The following is a 26,328-nucleotide window of genomic DNA, read 5'->3' as shown; positions in this document are numbered from 1 at the left end:
GCCAGCTTCCTGCCAACCGCGAGGCCCGGCGTGGCGGTCACCGGTCCGAAGCGATGCGCGGCGTTTCCGGTGTTACCGTTCCGACGAGGGCCTGCGGCCATCGAATGGAGCACGGTTATGTCGCGCAGTCGCTTGTTCAGCCCTCTGGCTTTTCTTATCGCCCTTGCCCTTGGCTCGGCCCAGCCGACGCTGGCCCACGCGGACGAGGCGCCGCCGCCCAGCACCGCGACGCACGGCGACTCGGGCGTCTACTACGAAATCTTCGTGCGCGCCTGGTACGACACCAATGGTGATGGCATCGGTGACCTCAACGGCGTCACCGCCAAGCTCGACTACCTCAAGTCGCTGGGCATCAGCGGCATCTGGTTGATGCCGATCAACCGCTCGCCCAGCTATCACGGTTACGACATCACCGATTACTACGGGATCAACCCGCAGTACGGCACCGAGCAGGATCTGCAGCACCTGCTGGACGAGGCGCACAAGCGCGGTATCGCCGTCACCATGGACATGGTGATCAACCACACCAGCGAAGTGCATCCGTGGTTCCTGGCGGCGCGTGACCCCGCCGATCCGCATCACGCCTGGTACACCTGGGCGGATAAGCAGGCCGACCTCAAAGCGCTTAGCACCGCCTCCGACGAAAAGATCTGGCACACGCTGGGCAATGCCCATTACCTGGGCGATTTCGGTGGCGGCATGCCCGATCTCAACTACGACAACCCGGCCGTGCGCGCGGAGATGATCAAGGTCGGACGCTACTGGATCGCCAAGGGCGTCGACGGTTATCGCCTGGATGCGGCCAAGCACATCTACGATGACTTCAAGGCACGCCAGCACGATCCGGAGATCATCGCCAAGAACGTGCAGTGGTGGACCGAGTTCCATGACGCCATCGCACAGATCAATCCCAAGGCGACGCTGGTCGGCGAGGTCACCGCCGAGTCGCCCACGCAATTGGCGCCCTATCTCAAGCCGCTGGGCTCGATCTTCGATTTTCCGCTGGCCGAGCAGCTTATCGTCAGCGCCAAGAGCGAGCGCGCGGGCGATCTGGCGCAACTGCTCAAGGCCACCTACGCCGCTTACGCCAGCGCGGGCGACGTGCCATTCATCGACTCTACTTTTCTGTCCAACCACGATCAGGAGCGCGTGATGAGTCGCCTCGGCGGCGACTTCGATCACATGCGCATGGCGGCAGCGATGCTGCTGACCCTGCCCGGTCGCCCGTATCTGTACTACGGCGAGGAGTTGGGCATGGAAGGCAAAAAGCCCGACCCCAACCTGCGCGAACCCATGCGCTGGCAGCGCGACAGTGCGCCGGGCGATTCGCGCTGGAAGCCCTCCAGCGTGAACCAGGGTCCGGCCGTGTCGGTACAGGCCGAACAGGACGATCCGCATTCCCTGCTCAACACCTATCGCACCTTGATCGGCTGGCGCGCGCAGCAGAGCGCACTGCGCGACGGCAAGCTGGAGCTGATCGCCACCGACGATCCGCACCTGTTCGCCTTCTGGCGCGACGACGGTAAGCAGCGCCTGCTGGTGGTGCACAACCTTTCCGGAAAGGACGTGATGTGGAAGCCTAGGGGGACCGTACTGCCCAGGGACGCCGCCGTGATGCTTACCACCCAAGCCCAAGCCACCCTCACCGACGCGGGGCTCAAGCTGCCCGCCTATAGCACCGTGGTGCTGCACTGATGCGGACGCGGCTGCTGGCGCTCGCGCTGCTTGCTGCATTCACCGTGGCACCCGCCGCCCTGGCGGCACGTAGCGACGCCCAGGCCGATCGCCTGGAGCTGACGCTGCCCAAGGGGCGCCTGGAACTGCGCCTGCTCGCCCCGGGCGTGGTGCAGTTGCGTGCCGATGGCGTGCGTGAACCGGCCACGCCGGTGATCGACGCGCAGGCCAGCTTCGATCCGGTGGACGTGCAGCGCAGCGATGAGGGCGAGGTGCAGGTGCTGCGCTCGGCGGCGCTCACCGTGCGCTGGAATCCGCGCAGTCATGCGTTGCGGCTGGAGTCGCCCGATGGCCGCCTGCTGCTCAGCGGCGATCTGTCCCGTGCGCTGGATGGCCGCTGGTGGCTGCGTCACGCCAAGGGCGAGCCGCAGTACGGCATCGGCGGCCTCAACGCATTCGACGCGGCGACCGGCAACCTGGAGCGACAGGGCAAGCAGCTTGCCACGGCGGGTAAGCAAGGCCATACCGGCGCGCCCTTCGTATGGAGCACGGCCGGCTACGGTGTGCTGGCCGATGCGGAGCCGGCACATTTCGACCTTTCGGCAACGGAGATCAGCATCCAGGCCAACAGCCCGGTGCGCACGATTTATCTGCTGGTGGGCACGCCCGCCCAATTGTTCGCCCAGGTGCGCCAGCTCAGCGGTGCGGCGCCGATGTTCCCCAAGTGGGCCATGGGCTTTACCAACAGCCAGTGGGGCATCGATCAGAAGGAGGCGCAGTCGCTGGTGGAAACCTACCGCGCCAAGCACATTCCCATCGACAACTTCACCTTCGACTTCGACTGGAAGGCGTGGGGCGAAGACATGGGCGAGTTCCGCTGGAACACCGACACGTTTCCCGATGGTCCGAACGGCAAGCTCAAGGCGTGGATGGACGAGCGCGGCATGCGCATGACCGGCATCATGAAGCCGCGCGTGCACACGGATACGGTGGAAGGTCGCGATGCCACCGCGCACGGCTACTGGCTGGCCCCATCCAAGGCCGCGCCCGACTACTTCTCCCACAAGACCGTGCGCGATGTGGATTTCGACCAGCCAGCCGTGCGCGAATGGTTTTTCAACGACGCGCTCAAGCACTCCTTCGATACCGGCATCGTGGGCTGGTGGAACGACGAGGCCGACGACAGCGGCATCGATACCCAGTTCCTCAACATGCAGCGCGCCATGTACGACGGCCAGCGCGCGCACAGCGATCAGCGGGTGTGGTCGGTGAACCGCAACTTCTACCTCGGTTCCCAGCGTTACGCCTACGGCGTGTGGTCGGGCGACATCCAGAGCGGCTTCGCCAGCATGGCGGCGCAGCGCCAACGCATGCTCGCCGCGTTCGACGTGGGTGCGATGCACTGGGGCATGGATGGCGGCGGTTTCAAGGCGCCGCGTCCCTCCGATGAAAACTTCGCGCGGTGGATCCAATTCGGCGCGTTTACGCCGGTGTTCCGCGTGCACGGCGACTTCGGCCAGAAGCGCCAGCCCTGGGTATATGGCCCGGTGGCGGAGCAGGCGGCCACGGATGCCATTCGCCTGCGCTACTCGTTGATTCCCTATATCTACGGCTACGAGTACCAGAACCACGTCAGCGGCGTGGGCCTGGTGCGGCCATTGCAGTTCGCTTACCCCAACGACCCCGCGCAGCGGGATCGCATCGACGCCTGGATGTTCGGCGAATACCTCCTGGTATCGCCGGTGGTGGAGCAGGGGCAGACGGTCAAGCATCTTTCGTTGCCACCCGGTCGCTGGTTCGGCTGGTTCGATGGCAAGACCTATGAAGGGGGCGGCGATCTCGTGCTGGCAATCGACGCCAAGGGCTGGAGCGATATTCCGCTGTTCATCCGCGAAGGCGCGATCATCCCGCAGCAGCCGGTGATGGACTATGTGGGACAGCATCCGGTGACCGCGTTGGATGTGCAGGTATTTCCCTCGAACACCGAGACGCGTTTCGACATCTACGACGACGATGGCGAAACCTACGGCTACGAGAAAGGCGCGTACTTCCTGCAAGCGCTGACGGCGCGGCGTGAGGGCCATGGCGTGCACCTGCGTACGGCGGCGCCTACCGGCAACATCACGCCGGCGTTGCACGACTACGTATTCGCCATCCACGGCGACAGCGCGCAAGCGGTAGACAGCGCTGGCACGCCGCTGCCAAAGCTGGGCACCATCGAGGCCTTGCGCGCCTCGCAAGGCGAGGGCTGGGCGCAGGGCAGGGATCGATTCGGCGAGGTGACCTACGTGAAGCTGGAAGCAGGCAAGCTGCGGGACATTCGATTGAACGCTGCGGCGGTGCAGCCATGAGCCGGCCCGTACGGGTGTGGCGGCGTCGTCCGCTGGCATGGTTGTGCGCCGCGTGGTTGTGCGCGGGCGCCGTGCAAGCCGGGACGGTGGGGGCCAAGGGCGAGGTGAGCTGGCGTGGACAGAGCGCGAGCATGAGCGCCAACGCCGATGGCAGTTTTGTGCTGCATTCGCCCCAGGGCGATCGCGCGATCGGCAAGCAGCCGATGACGGTGCATACCGCCAGCCCGCTGTTCGACGGCCTGTTCGCCATGGCCCAGGACGATCTGCGCCAGGATTCGGTGTCGGCCATTCGCGATGGCGCCTACGACCACGGCGCCGAGATTCCCTGCGACTGCTATGCCACCGGCGCCAAATGGCCGTACGTGTGGACGCGCGATCTGTCCTACTCGATCGATCTGGTGTTGTGGCGACTGGATCCTGCGCGTGCGCGACAGTCGCTGCGCTTCAAACTGTCCGACGTGCGCGAATCCAGCGCGACGCAGGGCCTGTATGTGATGCAAGACACTGGCTCTGGCGGTAGCTGGCCCATCAGCACCGATCGGGTGGTGTGGTTCCTCGCCGCGCGCCATCTGCTCGATGACCCGTCGTTTGCCGCGGACACCTGGCGCGCCCTGCAGGACACGCTGGCGCAGGATCGCCTGTACGTCTTCGACGCCTCTGTAGGCCTTTATCGTGGCGAGACCTCGTTCCTCGATTGGCGCGAGCAGACTTATCCGGCGTGGACCGAGAAGGACGTGCGCTTTATCGGCGAGTCGTTTGCGCTCTCCACCAATGTGTTGCATTACCAGGCGCTGCAATTGGCGGCCCAATTGGCCGAGCAGCGTCACGATGCGGCCGCCGCGGATTACCGCGCCCAGGCGGCATCGCTCAAGCGCGCCATCAACGCGCGGTTCTGGCGCGCCGATCGCGGCATGTACATGAGCTACGTCGGCCCCAACGCCATGCCGGTCGATAGCTACGATCTGCTCGGCATCGCGCTGGCGGTGACCAGCGGCGTGGCCGATCCCGTCAAGGCCACGCAGACGCTCGCCAACTATCCCGCATGGCCTGCGGGCAGCCCGGTGATCTGGCCCGAACGCAAGGACCAGCCGGTCTACCACAACCGCGCGATCTGGCCGTTTGTCAGCGCCTACGCGTTGCGTGCGGCGCGCACGGTGAACGATGCGCCGCGCATCGCGCACGAGATGGATTCCATCCTCCGTGGCGCCGCGCTGGCGGCATCCAACATGGAGAACTACGAGCTGGTCACGCAGGCCGTGCACGTGGACGAAGGCGCGTTGAGCGGCCCGGTGGTGAATTCGCCGCGTCAGCTGTGGTCGGTGGCCGGCTACCTCGACATGGTGATGGGCGGTGTGTTCGGCCTGGGCGAGGATGGGCGCGTGGAGCCCAAGCTGCCCGCCGCCTGGCTGGCGCCGTTGTTTGGCGAACAGTCGCGCATCACGCTCACGGTATCGGGCAAGCGCATCACCCTGGTGCGTCCGGCCACGCTGGATGGCGATCTGCTGGTGGCCGCATCGCGGCAGCGCGAAGGTGATGAAACCATCGTGCAGCTCAAGGCGATTCGCTCCGGTGCCAAGGCACTGCGCACCGATGCACCGCTGTACGGTCCGGACATGCCGGCCGCGCCCGTGGTCACGCAGCAGGGCTCGTCATGGCGCGTAACGGCGCCGGGCAAGGGCGTGTTGTATCGGGATGGTCGCCGTATCGGCCCGATCGATGGCGCATTGAGCGTGCCGGTGTCCGCCACGCGCGGCTGCTTCCAGCTCACCCAGGTGGGCGAAGGCGGCCTGGAGTCGCTGCCCAGCCCCGACAGCTGCCACGGCGAGGAAACCCGCGTGGCCGGCGCCAGCGGCTGGACCTGGCGTGCACCGGCGTCGGGCGTCTATCAGGCCGCGTTTGCCTATGTGAACGACCATGGCCCGATCAATACCGGCGTCAGCGCTGCCGTAAAGCAGCTCGTCGTGCAGTGCGAAGGCGCGGCAGCCCAGCGCGTGCCGGTGACGATGCCGCATAGCGTGGGCAGTCAGCGTTCCACGTCGGCGAGCTTTACCGCGTCGGCGGGTGCGCCGTGCCATTTCAGCCTGGAGCAGGGCTTCAACATGAGCTATTTGAGTCATAACGCGCATTACACCGGCGAGCAGGGCGGTGCCTCCGGTGCCGTCAACGACGCGACGGTGGAAGCCCTGCTGCTGTCGCCGGCCGGAACGCGCACGCCATGACACGCAAGCCTGAGCTGTCGTTCTGGCAGGTCTGGAACATGTGCTTCGGGTTCCTGGGCATCCAGTTCGGCTTTGCCCTGCAGAACGCCAATGTCAGCCGCATCTTCCAGACCTTGGGCGCGGAGGTGGGCGACATTCCCGCGCTGTGGATCGCCGCGCCCTTCACCGGGCTGATCGTGCAACCCATCATCGGCTATCTGTCCGATCGCACCTGGACACGGTTGGGGCGTCGTCGCCCGTATTTCCTGATCGGTGCGATCGCCACCACGCTGGCGCTGCTGTGCATGCCCAATTCGCCCAAGCTGTGGGTGGCGGCCGGCCTGCTGTGGGTAATGGATGCGTCCATCAATATTTCGATGGAGCCGTTCCGTGCTTTCGTGGGCGATCAGTTGCCGCCGCGCCAGCGGCCCTCCGGGTACGCCATGCAGAGTTTCTTCATCGGCGTGGGTTCGGTGGTGGCCTCCCTGCTGCCCTGGCTGCTGGCCAAGCTGGGCGTGAGCAACGTGGCGGGCGAGGGCGCCATCCCCGACACGGTGAAGTACGCGTTCTATCTCGGTGGCGCCGTGCTGCTGGGTTCGGTGTTGTGGACGGTATTGAGCACGCGCGAATACCCGCCCGAGCGCTTGGGATCGTTCGACGATGCGCGGGCGGAAAAATCCATCACCGACGTTACCGGCGCGTGGCGCGTGGGCGTGGTGCTGCTGGTGCTCGGTGTGCTGCTGTTGCCGGCGATCTATCACTACGCGCTGGAGAAGGAGCTGTACCTGCTGGCCGGTGGCTTGGCCGTATTCGGCCTGCTGTTCGCCTGGCTGTCGCGTACCGGCAGCCAGGGCATGGTGCGCCAGGTGATGGGTGACCTTTACGGCATGCCCGGCCCCATGCGACGCCTGGCGCTGGTGCAGTTCTTTTCGTGGTTCGCGCTGTTCGCGCTGTGGATCGACACCACCCCCGCCGTGGCGGCCACGCACTTTGGCAGCGCCGATCCTCATTCGGCCGCCTATAACGAAGGCGCCAACTGGGTGGGTGTGCTGTTTGCCGCCTACAACGCGTTCGCCGCCGTGGCGGCGGCGGTGATTCCGCTGATGGTGCGTCGCTGGGGCTTGCGCACCAGCCATCTGCTCAACCTGCTGTTGGGTGGTGCGGGCTTGCTGTCGTTCCTGGTGATCCGCGACCCGCAATGGCTGTTGCTCTCCATGGTGGGCGTGGGGTTTGCGTGGGCCTCGATTCTGTCGCTGCCCTATGCGCTGCTGTCGGACAACCTGCCGGCGGCGAAGATGGGCGTGTACATGGGCATCTTCAATTTCTTCATCGTGATTCCGCAATTGCTGGCCGCCAGCGTACTGGGCCTGCTGCTGCGTCTGTTCTTCCATGGTCAGCCGATCTGGGCGCTGGCCATGGGTGGCGCCAGCCTGTTCATCGCCGGCTTGTGCACGCTGCGTGTGAACGAGCCCTCCTCGGATTTCTCCAGCGCGCCCGCGGGCGCCGGACACCATTGATCTCATGCTGATGCACCGTCATTCCCTCGCTGCGTTCCTTGGCTTGTCGTTCGCCACGTTCGGCGCACTCGCCGTCGATGCGCCGGGGCGCGAGTTCTATGGCACCGATGAGCCATTCGCTGCCAATGCGATCTACTTCGTCATGACCGATCGCTTCGTCAACGGCGATCCCTCCAACGATCATCGCGACCAGGGCGGTGCGCATCGCACCTTCGATATTCCCATCCACGGGCCGAACGGCGAGACCGACAACATCGGCTACCTTGGCGGCGACTTCAAAGGCGTGCTCGACAACGCGCGTTATATCCGCGGCATGGGTTTTGGCGCCGTGTGGATCACGCCCATCGTGGACAACCCGGACGAAGCCTTTACCGGCGGCGATCCGGTGACCTGGGGCAGCATGCTCACCGACCGTGGCAAGGCCGGTTATCACGGCTACTGGGGCGTGAACTTCTACAAGCTGGACGAGCACCTGCCCAGCAAGGGCCTGGACTTCGCCCAGTTCACCGGCAAGATGCGCGCGCAAGGCCTCAAGACCGTGCTCGACATCGTGGTCAACCACGGCTCGCCGGCCTTCAGCATGCCGGTGGCGCAGCCGCAGTTCGGGCAGATCTACGACAAGGACGGCAGGCTGATCGCCGATCACCAGAACCTGGACCCGTCCGAGCTCGACCCGGTGCACAACCCGCTGCATCGCTTTTATCACGCGTACGACGACCTGGCGCAGCTGTCCAACAACAACGACGAGAATCCGGCGGTGCTGGACTATTTCGTCGGCGCCTATCTGCAATGGGCCGATCAGGGCGCCGATGCGTTTCGCATCGATACCATCAGCCACATGCCGACGGCGTTCTGGAAGCAGTTCGCCCAACGCATCCGTGCCAGGCATCCGGGCTTCTTTATGTTCGGCGAGGCGTTCGATTACGACCCGGACAACCTCGGCCAGTACACCTGGGCGCGTAACGGCGGTATCAGCGTGCTGGATTTCCCCCTGCGCCAGCGCATGGCGGATGTGTTCGAGCATCCGCACAGCGATTACGCACGCATCGCCCAGCGGCTTTACCTGCGCAACGGGCCGTATGCGAACCCGTACGAGTTGGTGACCTTCTACGATAACCACGACATGGCGCGCCTCAACGCCAGCGACGAGGGCTTCATCGACGCGCACAACTGGCTGTTCACGGCGCGTGGCATTCCGGCCATCTACTACGGTTCGGAAGTGGGCTTTATGCGCGGCCGAGCCGAGCACCAGGGCAATCGCAACTACTTCGGGCAGGCGCGCATCGATGCGGCGCCCACCAGCCGCATCTACCAGCAGCTGGTGCGCATCGCCACGTTGCGCGAGAAGACACCCGCCTTGCAGAAGGGCCTGATGTTGCCCCTGCGTTTCCAGGGCGACCAGGCGGCGTTCTATCGCGTCTACCAAAAGGGCAGCACGCACCAGATCGCCCTGGTATTGCTCAACAAAGGCGATGCGCCGGCCGCGTTCGAGGTGTCGCAGTATGTGCAGGCCGGTCGCTGGACGCCGGCCCTGGGCGGCAAGGCACTCACCGTGGTCGAGGGTGGTAGCCTGCACAGCACCGTGCCGGCGCACGACGTGCAGGTATATCTGCTCGACGCCAACGCCACGCGCGCGGACTTGATTGAACAGCTCGATCGCCTGATGGACGAGAAGGGACATCCGGGCGCCTGACCGCCGGTTCATCACGCCCGCGTGGGTTGCCATGGTTGCCCCGTCCAAGGGCAGCGGTGGGTTGCGTGTCGGTGAGCTACCCGGGAATGACGCCGAGCCGGCAGCAAACTTCACGGCTCCGACCGGTAGCGCAATGGGGGCCGCCGGTACAGAACCGTGAGGTCGGTAGCCCTGCAAGTAGGTGCAGCACCGGCGCGAAACTAGGCCCAGGCTGACATCACATGCTGCCATGGCGGCGTGGGCGACCGCACAATCTTTACCGCATTCTTGCCAGTTCCTTTCACTGCCTTCGGGGCGCGAGTACGCGCACCGAACCAAGGACGACGCATGAATGCCATCGCACAGGATCAGGCGACCCAGGACAACGCAGCCCCAGGCGGCATGAGCTGGGCCGGCTTCAAGGCCATGGCGGTGGAGAGCGGCCAGTGGATCTGGGGCACCGCACAAGGGGCGTTCAATACCAAGGCCACCGTATCGCAGATCATCGTGGACGCGGTGATCGGCATGGTGCCCTTGCTGGGCGACGCCACCGCCGTGCGCGATCTCATTGCCGTATCCATGGGGCTGATCGACGAGCCGGAGAAACGCAACGACACGTGGGAGTGGGTGTTGCTCTTCGTGCTGCTGCTGGCGCTGATACCCGTCATGGGTGGCGTTGCCAAGGGCGTGGGCCGCTTGATCGTCAGTGCCGTACGCACCGGCGAAGGCACGGCCAAGCTCGCCAAGAGCATCGTGGAAGTGCTCAACCACATCGGTCGCGGCAATGCCGAGCAATGGTTGATCAAACTGCGCTTTGCCGACTACCAGGCATCCATGGTCGATGCGCTCAACCGCTACACCGCCATCATCGTGGAGGACATCACCGTCATACGCCAAAAGATACGCATGCCGGAAAGCCTGGGGCAGCGCCTGGATCAAGTATCACGCGGCATGTCCTGGCTCAAGCAAGAGGGCGGCAAGCGCATTCCCGAGGCGGTGAAAGAGCTGGACCAAAAGCTGCGCGAGGTGCAGGCCTATATCCGCAGCGGCGGCGAAACCACCAGTCGCACGATGCGTTTTGAGGTGGCGACAGGCGAGAAGGCGCATACGTATACGGATGAGGCGCGGATAGTGGAAAACGGGCCGCTGCCGGCGAGATCGGCGCGGGGTGGGTGGCTACAGAACAAGGCACCAGAAGGGCGCCAAGACATCTATGAAAGCTATTACAAGCACGAGGATGGATACCCGAAACTGATAGCAACCGTTGAGGGTAATCATTACCCGTATCTCGCTGCATATAGTGGGCGCATCGTGCAGCGTCGACTTGCCAAGGGAGAGCGCGTTTACCGATTTTTCGGCACTGGTCGGCGAACGCTAGGCTACGACAAAGTGCCCACCACTTCCGCCTCCGGCATGTGGTGGGGTATCGGTGAGCCGCCCAATACAGCCAAGGCATGGCGTAGTGAGGCTGCCGTACTTGACGAGTTCAACAGCGACGGCTTTTTGGTGATTGGACACGTTACGGGTGACGCTGGTCCCAAGGCAGCCGTAGGTACCGTATCCGAGCAATTGGGCAGCAATATCCCAGGCCAGTATTTGCCGGGTGGCGGTATTCAAGCAGCGTTCTATTTAGACCGCGCCTCCGCCGAAGAATTGGCCCGCCTAGGCAAGGAGGTGATGGCTACCCAAAAGCCCGCACGCTGGCTCGACCCCGTGTCTGGCATGTTGTTCGACATTCGCCCCACCGGCTGGAACGATGCCTATGGCATTCATGGCTACCTGCACTTGCCCAGCCAAGGAACCGTTCAAACGGTCAAGCTGGGCGCGCGTGAGCAGACCCGTACCACTGAGGAAACCCAATGAGCGCTTCCGCATCTAGCATTATGTTGCCCACCGCTTTGGAGCGCCGCCAACTCTTCTATTGGCTCAAGCGCATCAGCTCCTACACCGCGTGGAGCCGAATCCTCGGCTATTACCAAGCGTGGGCCAAAGTTACGGAAAAAAGTGTTCAGGCCGCCAGTGAGCGCGGCTGGCTTCAGGTGTACGGCAAGGCGGGCTATCCCATTTCCGGAGTTCGCACGGGAAAGTACTTATACGATGGCGGTACCGGGGAGCGATACGAAGAGTTTCTTGGTAGCCAGATCAGCGAGACCGGCTTAGTCCATATCCTCAAGGCCTTAGCGCACGCCGAGGAAGGCGTGCGCCGTCTCCGGCTCGGTGACAAGCGCGTGTTTCAGTACAACGCGCATGGCGAGTTCGTAATCGCGTATAGGGACCCATCTTATTGGGTTGCCCTGCTCAACCGCATCGAAATCGGCGAGAACACCATCGATCAAGAGCACACCCCGCATTGGGACGAGTTTTGCTTTGCGCTGATGCAGCTAAGCGATGCATGGGCCGAATGTTCCCCCGATGTCATCGAGCCAAGGCGGCTCGATGACGCGTCCTACACGTTCTTCAATGACTATTTGAAAGCAAAGCTGCAAGCCATGGTGTTCCCAACACCGCTGCCGGATGTTCCTGATCCGATCGAGCACACCTTGGTCGCTTCAGGAACAACGACGCCGTATTCGGGCATTTGGGAGCCGGTAGATATACCCAAGCGCAAGGGCCTTCAGTTGTTCACCAAGCCGTCCCCCCCGGAGGGGCCGCTAGCGCTGGCAGGCACCATGGCCTATCTGCACGCAGGTTCGCCCGCACCGAACTGCGCGGCTTATGGCAAGGCCCAGGGAACGCCGACAACGTGGCGCCTCCTGTGGCGCGACGACCGCTACGAAGACGGCAGCATCCCGGAGGAGGAGAGCGGCTACGTGTTCCAGCAACCCGATCCCACGCGGGTGGCGCCGGAGCCGGAGGAGCTGCGCGGCGGCATACGCGTGTGGTCCGACGAGCCGTGTCCGTATCCGGGGGTGTGGCAGTGTCTGGATGACCTCACGCTAGGCCCGCAGACGGTGGCTTTCAGCGTTCCGATGCCCCGCTTGCAAGGGCGGCGGGTGTTGTGGCGGTTGATGAGGGGTGTCTAGCTTGGTAAGCAGTTGCCCAAATGGCGTGATGCTTGCCAGCGCACAGGAGCGTCGCCAACTCTTCTACTGGCTCAAGCGCATCAGCTCCTACACCGCATGGCATCGTGTTCTGGAGTTCTATCGTGCCTGGGCGTCCATATCAGAGAAGAGCGTTGGCGTAGCCAATGATCGAGGATGGCTTCGCCTATACGAGAACGGAAAGGTGGTCGGTGGTGTGCCCACCGGGCGTAAGGTCTGTGACGTAAAAGGCGATCAATACGACGAATACACGGGAAGCGCGCTGGGCGAAAGCGGCCTGGTTCGCATTTTCCAGGGTTTGGCGCACGCCGAGGAAGGCGTGCGCCGTCTCCGGCTCGGCGACAAGCGCGTGTTTCAATACAACGCACATGGTGAGTTCGTGATGGCGGACAGAACCAAGTCCTATTGGGATACCCTGCTCGACCGCATCGAAATTGGCGAGAACACCATCGATCAAGAGCACACCCCGCATTGGGACGAGTTTTGCTTTGCACTGATGCAGCTAAGCGATGTATGGGCCGAATGTTCCCCCGATGTCATCGAGCCACGGCGGCTCGATGCCGCGTCCTACACGTTCTTCAATGACTATTTGAAAGCAGAGCTGCAAGCCATGGTGTTCCCAACACCGCTGCCGGATGTTCCTGATCCGATCGAGCACACCTTGGTCGCTTCAGGAACAACGACGCCGTATTCGGGCATTTGGGAGCCGGTAGATATACCCAAGCGCAAGGGCCTTCAGTTGTTCACCAAGCCGTCCCCCCCGGAGGGGCCGCTAGCGCTGGCAGGCACCATGGCCTATCTGCACGCAGGTTCGCCCGCACCGAACTGCGCGGCTTATGGCAAGGCCCAGGGAACGCCGACAACGTGGCGCCTCCTGTGGCGCGACGACCGCTACGAAGACGGCAGCATCCCGGAGGAGGAGAGCGGCTACGTGTTCCAGCAACCCGATCCCACGCGGGTGGCGCCGGAGCCGGAGGAGCTGCGCGGCGGCATACGCGTGTGGTCCGACGAGCCGTGTCCGTATCCGGGGGTGTGGCAGTGTCTGGATGACCTCACGCTAGGCCCGCAGACGGTGGCTTTCAGCGTTCCGATGCCCCGCTTGCAAGGGCGGCGGGTGTCGTGGCGGTTGATGCGGGGCGTCTAGGCGCGTGTGCGTACGCTGGATTTGCGCACGATGAGCTTGGCGGGGAGCATGGCGCTTTCCGCCGGCTCCTCGCGGATCAGCTTGAGCAGGTTGTCCACCAGAATCTCGCCGGCAAGTTTGGTGTCCTGCAATACCGTGGTGAGCGGCGGATTGGCGAAGCTCGCCATGGGGATATCGTCAAAGCCGGCCAGCGCCACGTCGTCCGGTACGTTGAGGTCGTGGTCATCCAGTGCACGCATGGCACCGATGGCGATGAGGTCGCTGGCGGCGAATACCGCGTCGAAACTCACGTCGCGCGCCAGTAGCGTCTCAAGGGCGTCATAGCCCGAGCGCTCCGTGCTCTCGCCATTCACCTGCAGCACCGGCTCCACTTGCAGGCCGGCCGCTTCCAGTGCGCGGACGTGGCCACGGTAGCGATCAAAGAATTCCGGGTAGTGACTGGAGGCGTCGCCAAGGAAAGCGATGCGGCGGCAGCCCTGTTCGATCAGGTGCTGGGTCACCGCGTATCCGCCAGCGAGATTGTCGCAGCCCACCGACACGTCCGGCTGATCCGGCAGCACCGCACCCCAGCGCACGCACTTGGTGCCCTGGTCCACCAGCTTTTGCAGCTTGTCGCGAATGGCCAGGTAGTCGCCGTAACCGAGCAGGATGATGCCGTCGGCCTTCTTGCTGTCGGCATAGTCGGCATGCCAATCGCGTGAGAATTGTTGGAAGGAGATCAGCAGGTCGTAGCCGCGCTGCGCGCTGGCGCGGGTGATCGAGCCGAGCATCGATAGAAAGAACGGGTTGATGTGCGACTCGTCCGCGGTGGGGTCTTCGAACAGCAGCAGCGCCAGCGTGCCCGTATGGCGGGCGCGCAGGCTGGAGGCGTTCTTGTCCACCTTGTAGTTGAGCTCGTCCACCGCCGCCTGGATGCGACGGCGCGTTTCCTCGTTGACCAGCGGGCTGCCGCGCAGCGCACGCGACACCGTGGACTGGGATACGCCAGCCAAGTGGGCAATATCGAACGAGGTGACTTTTCCCTTGATCTGCACGCAGCCACGGCCTTTGAGTCTGAGTCGGCCTGTTCCGTGTGGCCTGACAATGAATGTCGCAAATCCTAGCGAGTTGTGTGCTCGCTGTCCTTTCGTGCCGCCGTGGCCGGGCTTCGGGAAAAAAAGAGCCCCGAGGATTAGGGGGGAATCCTCGGGGCCGGGGTGGCAGCAAACCCAGGGGAGAGGTTTGCTGACCGGGTTGACTCGTCCAGGGAGGTGGCGAGTCAGTGGATGCCGTTGCGTGCATCCGATTAATGAGAACGCGCGGATCGGCAAAAGTTGCACGGAGCGGTTCGGTTTTGGTTAGCGGGTGTTCATTTGACGAAATTCGAACATTTGGATCGAGGCGGATGCGGACTTTGGGCGGTATGGGTGGTGGTTTGGCCGTGGGCCTCGGTGATTGACTGCGTGTTTTTCTCTCTTATGCAAGTCGTCAACCGCTGAAGGGTTGGTCAGCTGGTGTCTTTCGCTTTTGATCTGGCGTTATGGCCAGCGTGCTCGCCTGCGGCGGGCTTCCGCTGTCCTGCCGGCCAGCGGGTGACTTTTCTCCGAGTGGCCAGAGAAAAGTCACCCAAAGAGAGGCCACCCCCGATGTCGCGCCCAAGGGGAGGGGAGGTCAAGAGCCACGGCGGCGCGTTGCGCGCCCGAAGCGGAGCCAAGGCCAGAGCCAAAGCAAACCCAAGCCAAACTTGCACAAGTTGAACTTGGCTTTTGCCCCATCACGCGACACCGCGAATGCGCATGCTCTGTGTATGCGCTCTATGAAGTGCGATGTGCCGCTTCGCGGCACGAGCCTGGCGGATGGTGGGCCCCCTGTGTGGCGGTGAGGGGTGGACGGAAAGGCCCGCAGGGCGATCGGCCGCCCCTCACGGACTTGCCGAGCGAATAGCTCGGCAAGCGCCATACCGGGGGTGCCCTTCTCTTTGGTTACTTTCTCTTGGGCACGCAAGAGAACGTGACCCGGCCTCCGGCAGGAGGACGGAAGCCCGCGGCAGGCGAGCCCCATTACCGCAAGGCATCACAAGAGCGAAAGACACCAGCGACCAACCCTTCAGCGGTTGAAAAGCGCCTCACGCGTTCGCGGGGATGACCAAGCAGGAAGAGCAAAGAAACACCCTCCCTTATCCCATTAAGCGTTTCATAAGTCCCATCCCCGATAATCCTCCCCACCCGCCTCGGCAACGGACCCCCCAGCACGTGCACATCCTTCTGGTCGAAGACGACGCGCAACTCGGCACCGCCATCCAGCGGGCGCTGGAGCGGCTGGGCTACACCGTGTCGTGGTTGCGCGACGGGCGCAGCGCCTTGCATGCCATTCGCGACCGCACCGCCGATGTGATCCTGCTCGATCTAGGCCTGCCCGGGCGCGACGGCATCGACGTGCTGGTGGAGGCGCGCCGTGCGCATGTGGAGACGCCAGTGCTGGTAATGACCGCGCGCGATACCTTGTCGGCTCGCGTGGACGGCCTGGATGCCGGCGCCGACGACTACCTCACCAAGCCGTTCCACGTCGAAGAACTGGCCGCGCGTATCCGCTCGCTCAGCCGACGCACGCGTGGCTTGGCGGTGAACCGCATCGACGTGGGTGCGCTCACGCTGGACATGGGCACGTCCGAGGTGACCTTTCGGGGGCAGCCCGTGGAACTCACGCGGCGCGAGTTCGCGCTGTTGCAGGCGCTGATGGAGAGCGCGGGCAAGCTGGTGCGGCGCGAGAGCCTGGAGAATTCGTTGTACGGGCTGGATCACGTGGTCGGCAACAACGCGCTGGAGGTGCTGGTGCACGCGCTGCGCCGCAAGCTCAGCTTTGAAACGATCCGCAACGTGCGCGGCTTCGGCTACATGATTCCGCGAGATCCCCAGTGAGCGCGGCCAGCCTGCGTTCGCGGCTGCGTTGGTTGATCCTTGGCGTTATCGCCCTGGTGCTGTTGCCGCTGGGCGTATTCAGCATGCGCCGCACCATGCACGAAGTGGATGAGTTGTCCGATGGTCGCCTGGCGCAGTCGGCGCGCACCTTGCAGGTGATGATCGGCAACATCGGCCCCGCCGCGCTGCAAGGGCACGATGGCGAGGGCGTGATGGTGCCGGTGAGCAACTCGTCGATGCAGAAGCTTGTGTTGCATGGGCACACCTACGAGTCCGAAGTGGGCTTTCAGGTGTTCGACCGCCAAGGCCATGCCTTGATGGTCACCGGTAACCTGGCCGATCTGCCGCCTCCGGCCGCGGGGCAGGTGGGTTTCGTGGACCAACATTTCGGCCACTATCGCTGGCGCCTCTTTACCTTGCCGCCCGGTGCCGATGGCGTGGTGGTGCGCGCGGCCGAGCGTTACGACAGTCGCCGGGATATCAGTCGCGCCTTGTGGCTGGAACATGTCTTGCCGCCATTGATCGCCCTGCCCGTGCTGGCCTTGCTGGTGGGATGGGCCGTGCGTCGCGGGCTGCGTCCGCTGGATGCATTGGCGGCCAAGTTGGCCGCACGCCAGCCCGGCAGCCATGACACGCTGGAGGTGGCGGAAGCGCCGCGCGAACTGGAGCCGGTGCTGGCGGCGCTGAACGATCAGTTTCATCAGTTGGAGGATGCGCTGGAGCGTGAGCGGCGCTTCAGCGCCGATGTGGCGCACGAACTGCGTACGCCACTGGCCTCCACCATGATCAACCTGGAAAACGCCGAGGCGAGCCGCGACACGCGCGAGGCCGACGCCGCCCTGGCCGACGCGCGCGAAAGCCTCGCGGCGCTGGCGCGGCGGGTAGAACAACTGCTGTCGCTGGCGCGCCTGGAAAGCAGTTCGCGCGCCAGTCAGCGCAGCGAGGTGGATTTGCTGGCGGTGGCGCGCACGGTCATCGTGGAGCTGTCATCGGTGATTGCCGATAGCGATGCCGAGCTGGACGTGACCCTGCCACGCGAGCCGCTCTGGGTCAGCGGCCACGAGGCAGCGCTTGCGGCGCTGATGCGTAACCTGCTGGAAAATGCCTTGCGCCACGTGCCGGGCGGGCAGGGCATGGTGCAGTTGGTGGTCATGCGGGAGCCTGCGCACGCGGTGATCGAGGTGATCGACAACGGCGAGGGCATCCCGCCCGAGCGCCGCGCCGCCGTGTTCGCGCGCTTCCATCGCGAAGTGGGCAGCCGGGGCGAGGGATACGGCCTCGGCTTATCCATCGTGCAGCGCGCCGCGCAATTGCACGATGCCGCTATCGAGCTGCTCGATTCGCCGCTGGGGCAGGGCTTGCGGGTGCGCGTGCGCCTGCCGTTGGGCACGGCGCCGGGCGCCCAAAGTCAACGCTAAGGGAAGCCCGGTAAGGTGTGAACTCCCCCACCGCGTATGGAACTCCCGGTGTCGTTATCCAAGACACGGCGCGGCCTGGCAACGCATCGGCATCGTGGCCCTGTGGCCATCGCGCTGGCGCTCACCTGCCTGGCCGGTTGCGCTACCTACCAGTCCAAGCCGTTGCCCGAGCAGGCCGAATCGGCCTCGTCGCTGACCGCGTTGCGCGGCTACGACGCGGTGCCGTTGCCGCTGGACGAAGCCGCCGTGCAGCGGCTGGTGCTGCTCAATAATCCCGATCTGCGTACCGTGCAGGCGCGCCACGCAGCGGCGCAAGCGCAGCGCGTGCAGGACAGCGTGCTGCCCAACCCGGTGCTGGGCGGCAGTGCGGGCTATCTGTTATCGGGCGTGGGCGACAGCACCGCCTGGACCGCATCGATCAGCCAGGACATCACCTCGCTGATTACCTTGCGGCCGCGCCGCGAGGCCGCGCGCGCCAACGCCGGGGCGGTGGATGCCAGCTTGTTGTGGGAACAGTGGCAGACCGCCGGCAAGGCACGCCTGCTGGCGATCGACCTGGTCGAGGGCGCGCGCCTGATGCAGTTGCAGCAGCAGGCGCTGGATCTGCTGGCCCAGCGGGAAGCGCGGGAAACCCAGGCGATTGCGGCAGGTACGCTGGAACGCTTGACGCTCGCGCCCGATCTCGCCGCCGCCGCCGATGCGCGCGCGAACTTGAACGACCTGCAGCGGCGTCAACTCGATCAGCGTCAACAACTGGCCGCGTTGTTGGGCCTCAAGCCTGACGTTTCGCTACCGCTGGTGGCCACGCTGCCCGCGCCGGCGCTGGATGCGGCGGCGATCACGCGCGATGCCGACAGCATCCGCCGTCGCCGACCGGACATGGTGGCGCTGCAGCTGGGCTATCAAGCCCAGGATGCCAGCCTGCGTGCCGCCGTGCTGGCGCAGTTTCCGGCGCTCTCCTTGGGCTACGACGCCGCACAGGACAACAGCCGCGTGCGCAGCGGCGGCCCGGCGGTGACGATGGCGTTGCCCGTGTTCGATCGCAACCAGGGCAACGTGGCGGTGGCACGCGCCACCCGCGAGCAGCTGCATATCGAATACACCACGCGACTGGCGACCTCACGCGACGAGGTCGACGCGTTGCTGGCGCTGTACGTGCAGTTGCATCAGCAATACCAGGCGCAGGCGCCGGCCGCGGCGGACGCCGCGCGTACCGCCGCACAAGCCGAGCGTGCGTGGCGCGCGGGCCAGCTCGACCTGCGCGGCTATGCCGACCTCACGGTGGCGGCGATCAATCGCGCGATGGCGGCCATCGCCATCGAACAAGCCATGCTCGAACAGCAGGCAGCGCTGGAACTCTTGGTGGGCCGCGGCATGCCCACTTCACTCGATCAGGAAGTGATAACCCCATGATGTCTGCATGGCGATGGATGTTGGCGAGCGCAGTCGTTCTGGCGCTGTGCGGTTGTGGCGGCGAGGAAGCGCCCGATGGCACGGCGGTGAGCGCCGCCGTGAGCACGGTGCCGGTGCACCAAGGCAGCGTGCCCGCGCTGGTCAGCGCGTACGGTTCGGCCGGCCCGGCCGCCGATGCCGCGCAGGTGGTGAGTGTGCAGGCGGCGGGTCGTGTCACGCAGTGGGCGGTGACGCCGGGTGCGTCGGTCAAGCGCGGCCAGCGCATGCTGAGTTTCGAGCTCGCTCCCGCAGCCGTGGCCGCCTATGCGCAGGCGCAGAGCGCGCTGAGCGTGGCCCAGGCGGCGCGTGCGCACACCGCCGAGTTGCTGGCCCAGCAACTGGCGACGCGCGATCAGCTGGCGCAAGCGGACAAGGCGCTGGGCGATGCGCAATCCAACCTGGACGCGCTGACCCAGCAGCAAGGCAAGACCGCGCGCCTGGACGTGACCGCGCCGTTCGATGGCACCGTGGTGACGGTGGATGCCGCGCAGGGCGATGTCTTGCAGCCGGGTGCGCCATTGCTCTCGTTGCAGCGTGGCGACGGCCTGGTAGTGACGGTGGGCATCGAACGTGTGGCCTTGCGTCAGGTAACCGTGGGCGCCGAGGCCGATCTGGTGCCGCTCGACGGCGGCGCGGCCATGCATGGCACGGTGCGTCGCGTGGCGCGTGCGCTCAATCCGCATACGCATCAGCTGGATGTGGAGATCGTGCCCGATGGCAGCCTGGTGAACGGCGAAGGTTTCCGCGCCGATATCGTGGTGGGCCAATGGCAGGGCTGGTTGGTGCCGCGCGACGCGTTGCAAGGCGACGAGGCCGCGCGCTCGGTGTTCCAGGTGGCGGATGGCAAGGCCGTGCGCGTGCCGGTGAAGGTGCTGGGCGAGTCCGATACGCTCAGCGTGGTCAGCGGTGCGCTCGATGCCAAGCGCCCATTGGTGACCGAAGGCGCGACCCAGCTCGACGATGCCATGGCGGTGCGCGTGGCGGAGCCTGAGGACACGACCCACGCCAAGCCGGACGCCAAGCCATGAGTGCAGGTGGTTGGCTCGCCCGGCATGCCCGGGCCGTGGTGATTGTGGCGTTCGCGCTGGCTATCGCGGGGTTGGCCAGTTCGTTCACGCTGCCGGTGGGCTTGTTTCCGCAGGTATCGTTCCCGCGTGTGGTGGTGGATCTCGATGCCGGGGATCGCCCCGCCGACCAGACCTCGCTGCTGCTGACGCGGCCGGTGGAGGAAGCCATTCGCAACGTGCCCGGCGTGGAAGGCGTGCGCTCGGAAACCACGCGCGGTTCGGCGCAGATCTCCGTGGACTTTGGCTGGGGACGCGACATGATCGCGTCCACCCTGCAGGTGGACTCGGCCATTGCACGCGTGCTTCCCAGCCTGCCGCCCGGTGCCAGTTACAACGTGCGCCGCATGGACCCCACGGTCTATCCCATCATCTCCTACGCGCTGCAATCGGACAGCTTGTCGCCGGTGGCGCTGCGCGACCTGGCGCAGTACCAGATCGTTCCGCTGCTGGCTGCGGTGCAAGGGTTGTCGCATGTGGATGTGCAGGGTGGCGAAACCGCCGAGGTGCAGGTGGATGCCGACACGCGCAAGCTCGCGCAGTACGGCTTGAGCCTGGACGACCTCGCCACCGCGTTGGCCGGCGCCAACCAGTTGCAAGCGGTCGGTCGCCTGCAGGATCGCAACAAGCTCTATCTGGTGGTGGCCGATCATTCGCTGCAGCAGCTGGACGCCATCCGTCACATCGTGGTGAAGAACGATGCGCACGGCTGGGTACGCCTGGGCGACGTGGCCACCGTGCATGACGGTTATACGCCGCAATGGATCAAGGTCAGCGAAGACGGCAAGCCCGCCGTGCTGTTCAACGTCTATGAGCAGCCGGACGGCAATGCCGTACAGATCGCCGCGCAGGTGCGCGCGCGCCTCGCGGCGTTCCGCCTTCCCGCGGGCGTTACGCTGAAGAACTGGTATGACCAGAGCGAACTGGTGGTGGAGTCGGCGCATAGCGTGCGCGACGCGGTGCTGATCGGTTTGCTGCTGGCGGCGGCGGTGCTGTTGCTGTTCCTGCGCAACCTGCGTGTCACCCTGATCGCCATGCTGGTGGTGCCGGTCACGCTGGCGGTGACGGTGTTGCTGCTGCACGTGCTGGGCATGAGCTTCAACATCATGACGCTGGGCGGCATCGCGGCGGCCGTGGGTTTGGTCATCGACGATGTGATCGTGATGGTGGAGCACGTGGCCAGGCGTGCCGGCGATGCCGACAACGGTGGCCCTCACGCGGTGCTGCCGGCGGCGAGGGAATTCCTGCCGCCGCTCACCGGTTCGAGCATGGCCACCTTGATCGTGTTCATTCCGCTGGGTTTGCTGAGCGGCGTCACCGGTGCGTTTTCCAAGGCGCTGTCGGTGACCATGGCGTGCGCGCTCACCGTGTCGTGGCTGGTCACGGCCTGGGTGGTGCCGCCGCTGCTGCGTTGGCTGGTGGATTTCCAGCGCTGGCATGATCCGGATGTCGGCCACGAAAGCCGCTTGTCGCGCGTGCACACGCGCCTGCTTGATGGCTTGTCGCGCCGCCCGATCTGGCTATTGCTGGTGGCGCTGCCTCTGCTGGCCATCGGGGCGGTGGCGTACACGCACGTCGCCACCGGCTTTATGCCTGCGGTGGATGAAGGCGGCTTTGTGATGGATTACTACACCAAGCCTGGGACCTCGCTCCCGGAAACCGCGCGGCAAGTGGCGCAGGTGGAGGCCATCCTGCACGACATGCCCGAGGTGGATACCTTCTCCCGCCGCTTGGGCACGGGGCTGGGCGGCGATCTGGGGCAGTCCTATCACGGCGACTTCTTTATCAGGCTGAAGCCCGATCACGCGCGCGCCACCGAAGAGGTGATGAGCGAAGTGCGCGAGCGCGTCGAGCACGAAGTACCCGGCGTGGAAGTGGAGCTGGCGCAATTGATGGAAGACCTGATCGGCGACCTCACCGCGGTGCCGCAGCCCATCGAGATCAAACTCTACGCCGCGCATCCGGAGCAACTGGTGCCGCAGGCGCAGAAGGTCGCCAAGGCCATTGCCGCCATTGCGGGCGTGGTGGAGATCAAGGACGGCGTGCAGTTGGCCGGCGACGCATTGAACCTCAAGGTCGACGCCGACAAGGCCATGCAGGAGGGCATGACGGTGGGGGCGGTGACACAGGCCGTGAACAACGCGCTCACCGGCGTGGTGGCGACCGAGTTGCCGCAGGCGACCAAGAGCGTGGGTGTGCGCGTGCGCATGCCCGATGCCATGCAATGGCGCCAGCCGCAGCTCGCCACGTTACCGATCCGCGCGCCCGACGGTCACGTGTTCCCGCTCAGTCGCGTCGCCAGCCTCACGGCCGAAACGGGCCAGCCACAAATCTCGCGCGAAAACCTGGAGCAGATGGTGGCGGTAACCGCGCGCATCGACGGGCGCGGCATGGGGGCGGCGGTGGCCGACGTCAAGAAACTGCTGGCGCAGCCAGGCATGCTCGATGCCGACGTCCGTTATGAATTGGGCGGCCTCTACCAGCAGCAGCAGATCGCCTTCGTGGGTCTCAGCAAGGTATTCCTGTTGGCGCTGGTCGCTGAGTTCGTGCTGTTGTTGTTCCTGTACGGCCGGCCGGGGCTGGCGCTGATCATGATGGGCTGCTCGCTGTTCTCGGCCACGGCCGTGTTCATCGCGCTATGGCTGTGCGGGGTGGACCTCAACATCACCGCGATGATGGGCATGACCATGATCATCGGCATGGGCACGGAGATGGCGATCTTCTATGTCTCCGAATACGTGGCGCTGGCGGCCGACATGCCGGCTGCGCAGGCGCTGCGCGAGGCCAGCCGCAACCGTCTGCGGCCGATCACCATGACCACGCTGGCGGCCATCCTGACCCTGTTGCCGCTGGCCCTGGCGCTGGGGGCCGGCGCGGGTATCCAGCAGCCGCTGGCCATCGCCATCATTGCCGGGCTGATGCTGCAGTACCCGCTGGTGTTGCTGGTGATGCCCACGCTGATCGGACTGCACTTGCGCAAGAGCGCGGCGGGGGCGGCGGCATAGGGGGACGGGGCGCTCTACGCCCCGTCAACATCGGAAGCCTAAGATTTCCGTAAGCCAAGCCGAGCAAGATCCCAGCATGCCCTTGTTGCCCGTACGCCAACCCTGGCTGCAGATTCCGCCGGCATTCTGGATGCTGCTGCTGATTCCGCTGCTGACCATCCTGCCCCCCGTGCCGATCGACGAGACCCGGTACCTGAGCGTGGCGTGGGAGATGCGTCAGACCGGCAGCTGGGTCACCTTGCATCTCAATGGCGTGCCTTACTTCGACAAGCCGCCGCTGTTGTTCTGGCTTATCAATGCGAGCTGGAGCCTGTTTGGGGTGTCGTTGTGGGCGGCGCGACTGATGGTGGTGCTGTGCGGCGTGGGCTGCGTGGCTTTGTGCCAGTGGCTGGATCGCCTGCTCGCGCCCGGCGATGCACCGCGCGCCGGGTGGTTCTTGCTGGGCTCGCTGTTCCTCGTGCTGTTCTCCAGCGTGGTGATGTTCGATGTATTGCTGTGCCTGTGCGTGCTGCTGGGGTTTGTCTCCATGGCCAGCTATGTGCGTAGCGGAAACCGGCTCGCGCTGCTGGGCCTGTTCGCCGCCGCGGCCCTGGGCGTGCTGGCCAAGGGGCCGGTAGCGCTGCTGCATCTGGCCGGACCCATCCTGCTCGCACCCTGGTGGTCTGCCGTTGGCGAACGCCGCGTGAGCTGGAAATCGGTGCTGGCCATGCTGGTGGTGGCGCTGCTGGGTGGTTTGCCCGCGCTGGCCTGGGCGCAGGCGGCGGTGCACTACCTCAGCGAGGCCGATGCCAACGAGTTGTTGTTGCGCCAGACGGCCGGCCGCGTGGTGCAGAGCTTTGCGCACAATCGCTCGCTATGGTGGTACCTGCCCTGGCTACCGCTGCTGCTGTTGCCGTGGACGCTCTTGCTGCGCTGGCGTCATGTGCGCCGCGCGGCGGGCGTGTGGCGACACTCGCGCGAGGCGCGCTTCGGCACGGCCGCATCGCTGCCGGCCTTTCTCGCGTTCTGCGTGGTGAGCGGCAAGCAGTTGCATTACCTGCTCCCCTTGCTGCCCGGTGTGGCGATGCTGCTGACGGCGTGGTTGCGCAGCGATGCGCAGCTGCTGTCCATTCGTCGCCTGTGGGTACTGTGGGCGGTGCTGGTCGGCGTGTTGGTGTGGGCCATGTTTGGCGCCGAACCGCTGGGGCGCGGCAGCATGCAGCGCGGCACGGCGCTGGGCCTCTATGCCGTGAGCGGCGCGCTGTTGCTATTGGGGGCGCTGTACCTGTGGATGCGGCGCGCACCTGCGGTGGAGCATCGCGCCGGATTCACCGCCCTGCTGCTGGTGCTGGCCCTGTTGCCGCTGATCCGCTTGCAGGCACTGGGTGCGCTGGATATGCGTGATCTCGCCTATCGCGTGGTGGAGCTGCGAGCCAAGGGCGTGCCAGTCATACGTACCGAAAACGAGCCGGGCTTGATCACCTTTCTGGCCCGATTGCCCCAGCCGCTGCCGCGCACCGATGACTTGGCGAAGTGGGCCAGGGAGCACCCGGACGCTCGCGTGCTGGTGTACGGCGGTCGCGGTGGCATACCCACGGATGCGGACCTCAGCGTGCGCTTGGCTAATGGCTGGGTGAGCCTGATGAGCTCGGAAGCGGTGCTGGCGCATCCAGAGACCATCAGCCGCTGGTCGACACCCGCCGAGGATTAGGGCCGCTCTTACGCCGCCGCAATCAGCGCGGCATGCCGGCGGCGTGGCCGGCGGCCAAGGCGTCGGCGTGGCCACCAGGAACCAGAGGCTCCCCTTCGCCGTAAATCACCCGATTGCGTCCCTCGCGCTTGGCGCGATAGAGGGCGTTGTCCGCATCGATCATCAGCTGGCGCAGTTCGTAGCCGCTGCGATCGGTGGACGCCACACCGAAACTCGCCGAGATAACGACCTGACGCGTGTCGCCCCATAGCGGCGTGGCGGAAATGGCCTGGCGCACGCGTTCGCAGCGCTCACGTGCCTGGGCCGCGGTGCAGTCGGGCATGAACACGGCGAATTCCTCGCCGCCCAACCGGCCGAAGATATCGCGCGTTTGCAGGTGGTGCTGGCAGGCGGCCACCGCACGCTTGAGCACCAGGTCGCCGGTGACATGGCCGTGGGTGTCGTTCACCTGCTTGAAGTGGTCCAGATCCAACAGCACCAGGCAGGCGCTGCGGGTGGAGCGCGCGGCGTGCCGCAAGGCCTGCTCGGTCTCATCGACGAAGTGCTGGCGGCTGCAGATGTGGGTAAGGCTGTCCTGCGTGGCCAGGCGCTTGAAGCGCATCTGCGAGCGCTTGATGCGCAGCAGCCAGAACGCGATTGAGGCGAGGATGGTGAGCAGCAGGGCGATGTAGGCTCGACTGGTTTCCATCGCCTTGTGATCCAGCGCGCGCTGCAATTGCAGGATCTGGTTTTGGCGATTCAGCGCATCGACCTGGGTTTTCTTGGCTTGCACCTGCTGCTTGATGGTTTGATACGCCAAGGCGCCGGCGCTGACATCGCTGAGGTAGCCCTTGTCCGCCGCCATGTATTTTTCGTGGTAGTTCAGCGCTTCGCGCGCATGGCCTTGCAGGTTCTCGATCTGGTACAGCAGTTGATACGCCATGCTCAGCGGCTCGCTGTATTCGTCCTGCACGGCGCCGGTGATGGTGGCGAGTGCGTACTGGCGCGCCTTGATCAGGTCGCCGAGCACAAAGTGCCCCTTGGCCAGCAGCACGTTGAAATACTGCATCAGCGCGGGATATTGGTAGCCCTGCACCTCGGCGTAGTAGCTCTCCAGCAGGTGCACGGCATCGGCGGCGCGTCCTTGCTGGATATCGAGGGTGGCCATGTCGCTGCGCGCGGCGTTGGCGAACAGCGTTTCGCCGCCTTGCACGCACTGATCCACC

Annotated in this window: 16 protein-coding genes; 14 read left to right on the top strand and 2 right to left on the bottom strand. The window is 65.2% G+C overall.

Annotated features, from left to right (window positions below; translation table 11 throughout):
- The first annotated feature begins 117 nt into the window (after positions 1-117).
- The 8 genes from JHD67_RS15270 to JHD67_RS15235 all read left to right on the top strand — a co-directional run bounded on the left by JHD67_RS15270 (position 118) and on the right by JHD67_RS15235 (position 13,597).
- Positions 118-1,695, top strand: coding sequence for an alpha-amylase family glycosyl hydrolase (locus JHD67_RS15270; RefSeq protein WP_199100087.1), 1,578 nt, complete (start codon positions 118-120; stop codon positions 1,693-1,695).
- Entirely contained in the window at positions 1,695-4,025 is a 2,331-nt protein-coding gene (locus JHD67_RS15265) for a TIM-barrel domain-containing protein (RefSeq protein WP_199100086.1), read from the top strand. The genes JHD67_RS15270 and JHD67_RS15265 overlap by 1 nt, the downstream gene beginning before the upstream one ends.
- On the top strand, positions 4,022-6,244 hold the full coding sequence (locus JHD67_RS15260; RefSeq protein ID WP_233171935.1) for a Six-hairpin glycosidase-like protein: 2,223 nt from the start codon (positions 4,022-4,024) through the stop codon (positions 6,242-6,244). Before JHD67_RS15265 ends, JHD67_RS15260 begins: the two co-directional genes overlap by 4 nt.
- Complete coding sequence (locus JHD67_RS15255; protein ID WP_199100085.1) at positions 6,241-7,740, top strand: MFS transporter; 1,500 nt, start codon at positions 6,241-6,243, stop codon at positions 7,738-7,740. The genes JHD67_RS15260 and JHD67_RS15255 overlap by 4 nt, the downstream gene beginning before the upstream one ends.
- 10 nt (positions 7,741-7,750) lie before the next feature.
- Positions 7,751-9,433 (top strand): alpha-amylase family glycosyl hydrolase, encoded by a 1,683-nt coding sequence (locus tag JHD67_RS15250; protein WP_199100084.1) that lies wholly within the window; start codon positions 7,751-7,753, stop codon positions 9,431-9,433.
- A gap of 327 nt (positions 9,434-9,760) precedes the next feature.
- Entirely contained in the window at positions 9,761-11,275 is a 1,515-nt protein-coding gene (locus JHD67_RS15245; protein ID WP_233171934.1) for a hypothetical protein, read from the top strand.
- Complete coding sequence (locus tag JHD67_RS15240; protein ID WP_199100083.1) at positions 11,272-12,435, top strand: Imm71 family immunity protein; 1,164 nt, start codon at positions 11,272-11,274, stop codon at positions 12,433-12,435. The genes JHD67_RS15245 and JHD67_RS15240 overlap by 4 nt, the downstream gene beginning before the upstream one ends.
- A gap of 28 nt (positions 12,436-12,463) precedes the next feature.
- Positions 12,464-13,597, top strand: a complete 1,134-nt coding sequence (locus tag JHD67_RS15235) for an Imm71 family immunity protein (RefSeq protein WP_199100082.1) — start codon at positions 12,464-12,466, stop codon at positions 13,595-13,597.
- Here JHD67_RS15235 and JHD67_RS15230 read toward each other — a convergent pair.
- Positions 13,594-14,625, bottom strand: a complete 1,032-nt coding sequence (locus tag JHD67_RS15230; RefSeq protein ID WP_199100093.1) for a LacI family DNA-binding transcriptional regulator — start codon at positions 14,623-14,625, stop codon at positions 13,594-13,596. The genes JHD67_RS15235 and JHD67_RS15230 overlap by 4 nt on opposite strands.
- 1,203 nt (positions 14,626-15,828) lie before the next feature.
- Here JHD67_RS15230 and JHD67_RS15225 point away from each other — a divergent pair.
- The 6 genes from JHD67_RS15225 (at position 15,829) to JHD67_RS15200 (ending at position 25,123) form a co-directional block, all read left to right on the top strand.
- Complete coding sequence (locus tag JHD67_RS15225; protein WP_199100081.1) at positions 15,829-16,494, top strand: response regulator; 666 nt, start codon at positions 15,829-15,831, stop codon at positions 16,492-16,494.
- Positions 16,491-17,912 carry an ATP-binding protein gene (locus JHD67_RS15220; protein WP_199100080.1) on the top strand — a complete coding sequence of 474 codons (1,422 nt, stop codon included), beginning with the start codon at positions 16,491-16,493 and terminating at the stop codon, positions 17,910-17,912. The genes JHD67_RS15225 and JHD67_RS15220 overlap by 4 nt, the downstream gene beginning before the upstream one ends.
- Positions 17,913-17,960: 48 nt before the next feature.
- A complete protein-coding gene (locus JHD67_RS22930; RefSeq protein ID WP_199100079.1) occupies positions 17,961-19,325 on the top strand; it encodes a TolC family protein in 1,365 nt (454 codons plus the stop codon).
- The gene (locus JHD67_RS15210) at positions 19,322-20,392 is read left to right on the top strand and encodes an efflux RND transporter periplasmic adaptor subunit (RefSeq protein ID WP_199100078.1); all 1,071 of its coding nucleotides are present in this window, start codon (positions 19,322-19,324) and stop codon (positions 20,390-20,392) included. The genes JHD67_RS22930 and JHD67_RS15210 overlap by 4 nt, the downstream gene beginning before the upstream one ends.
- Positions 20,389-23,433 (top strand): efflux RND transporter permease subunit, encoded by a 3,045-nt coding sequence (locus JHD67_RS15205; RefSeq protein ID WP_199100077.1) that lies wholly within the window; start codon positions 20,389-20,391, stop codon positions 23,431-23,433. Before JHD67_RS15210 ends, JHD67_RS15205 begins: the two co-directional genes overlap by 4 nt.
- Positions 23,434-23,509: 76 nt before the next feature.
- Positions 23,510-25,123 (top strand): glycosyltransferase family 39 protein, encoded by a 1,614-nt coding sequence (locus tag JHD67_RS15200; RefSeq protein WP_199100076.1) that lies wholly within the window; start codon positions 23,510-23,512, stop codon positions 25,121-25,123.
- 22 nt (positions 25,124-25,145) lie between these two features.
- Here the strand turns inward: JHD67_RS15200 and JHD67_RS15195 are convergent.
- Positions 25,146-26,328, bottom strand: a 1,183-nt coding sequence (locus JHD67_RS15195; RefSeq protein WP_199100075.1) for a GGDEF domain-containing protein, incomplete at its 5' end; no start/stop codon positions are given.

This window comes from Dyella sp. ASV21 (genome assembly GCF_016428975.1).
Lineage (GTDB): Bacteria > Pseudomonadota > Gammaproteobacteria > Xanthomonadales > Rhodanobacteraceae > Dyella.
This window is presented reverse-complemented; position numbering and strand designations above follow the sequence as displayed.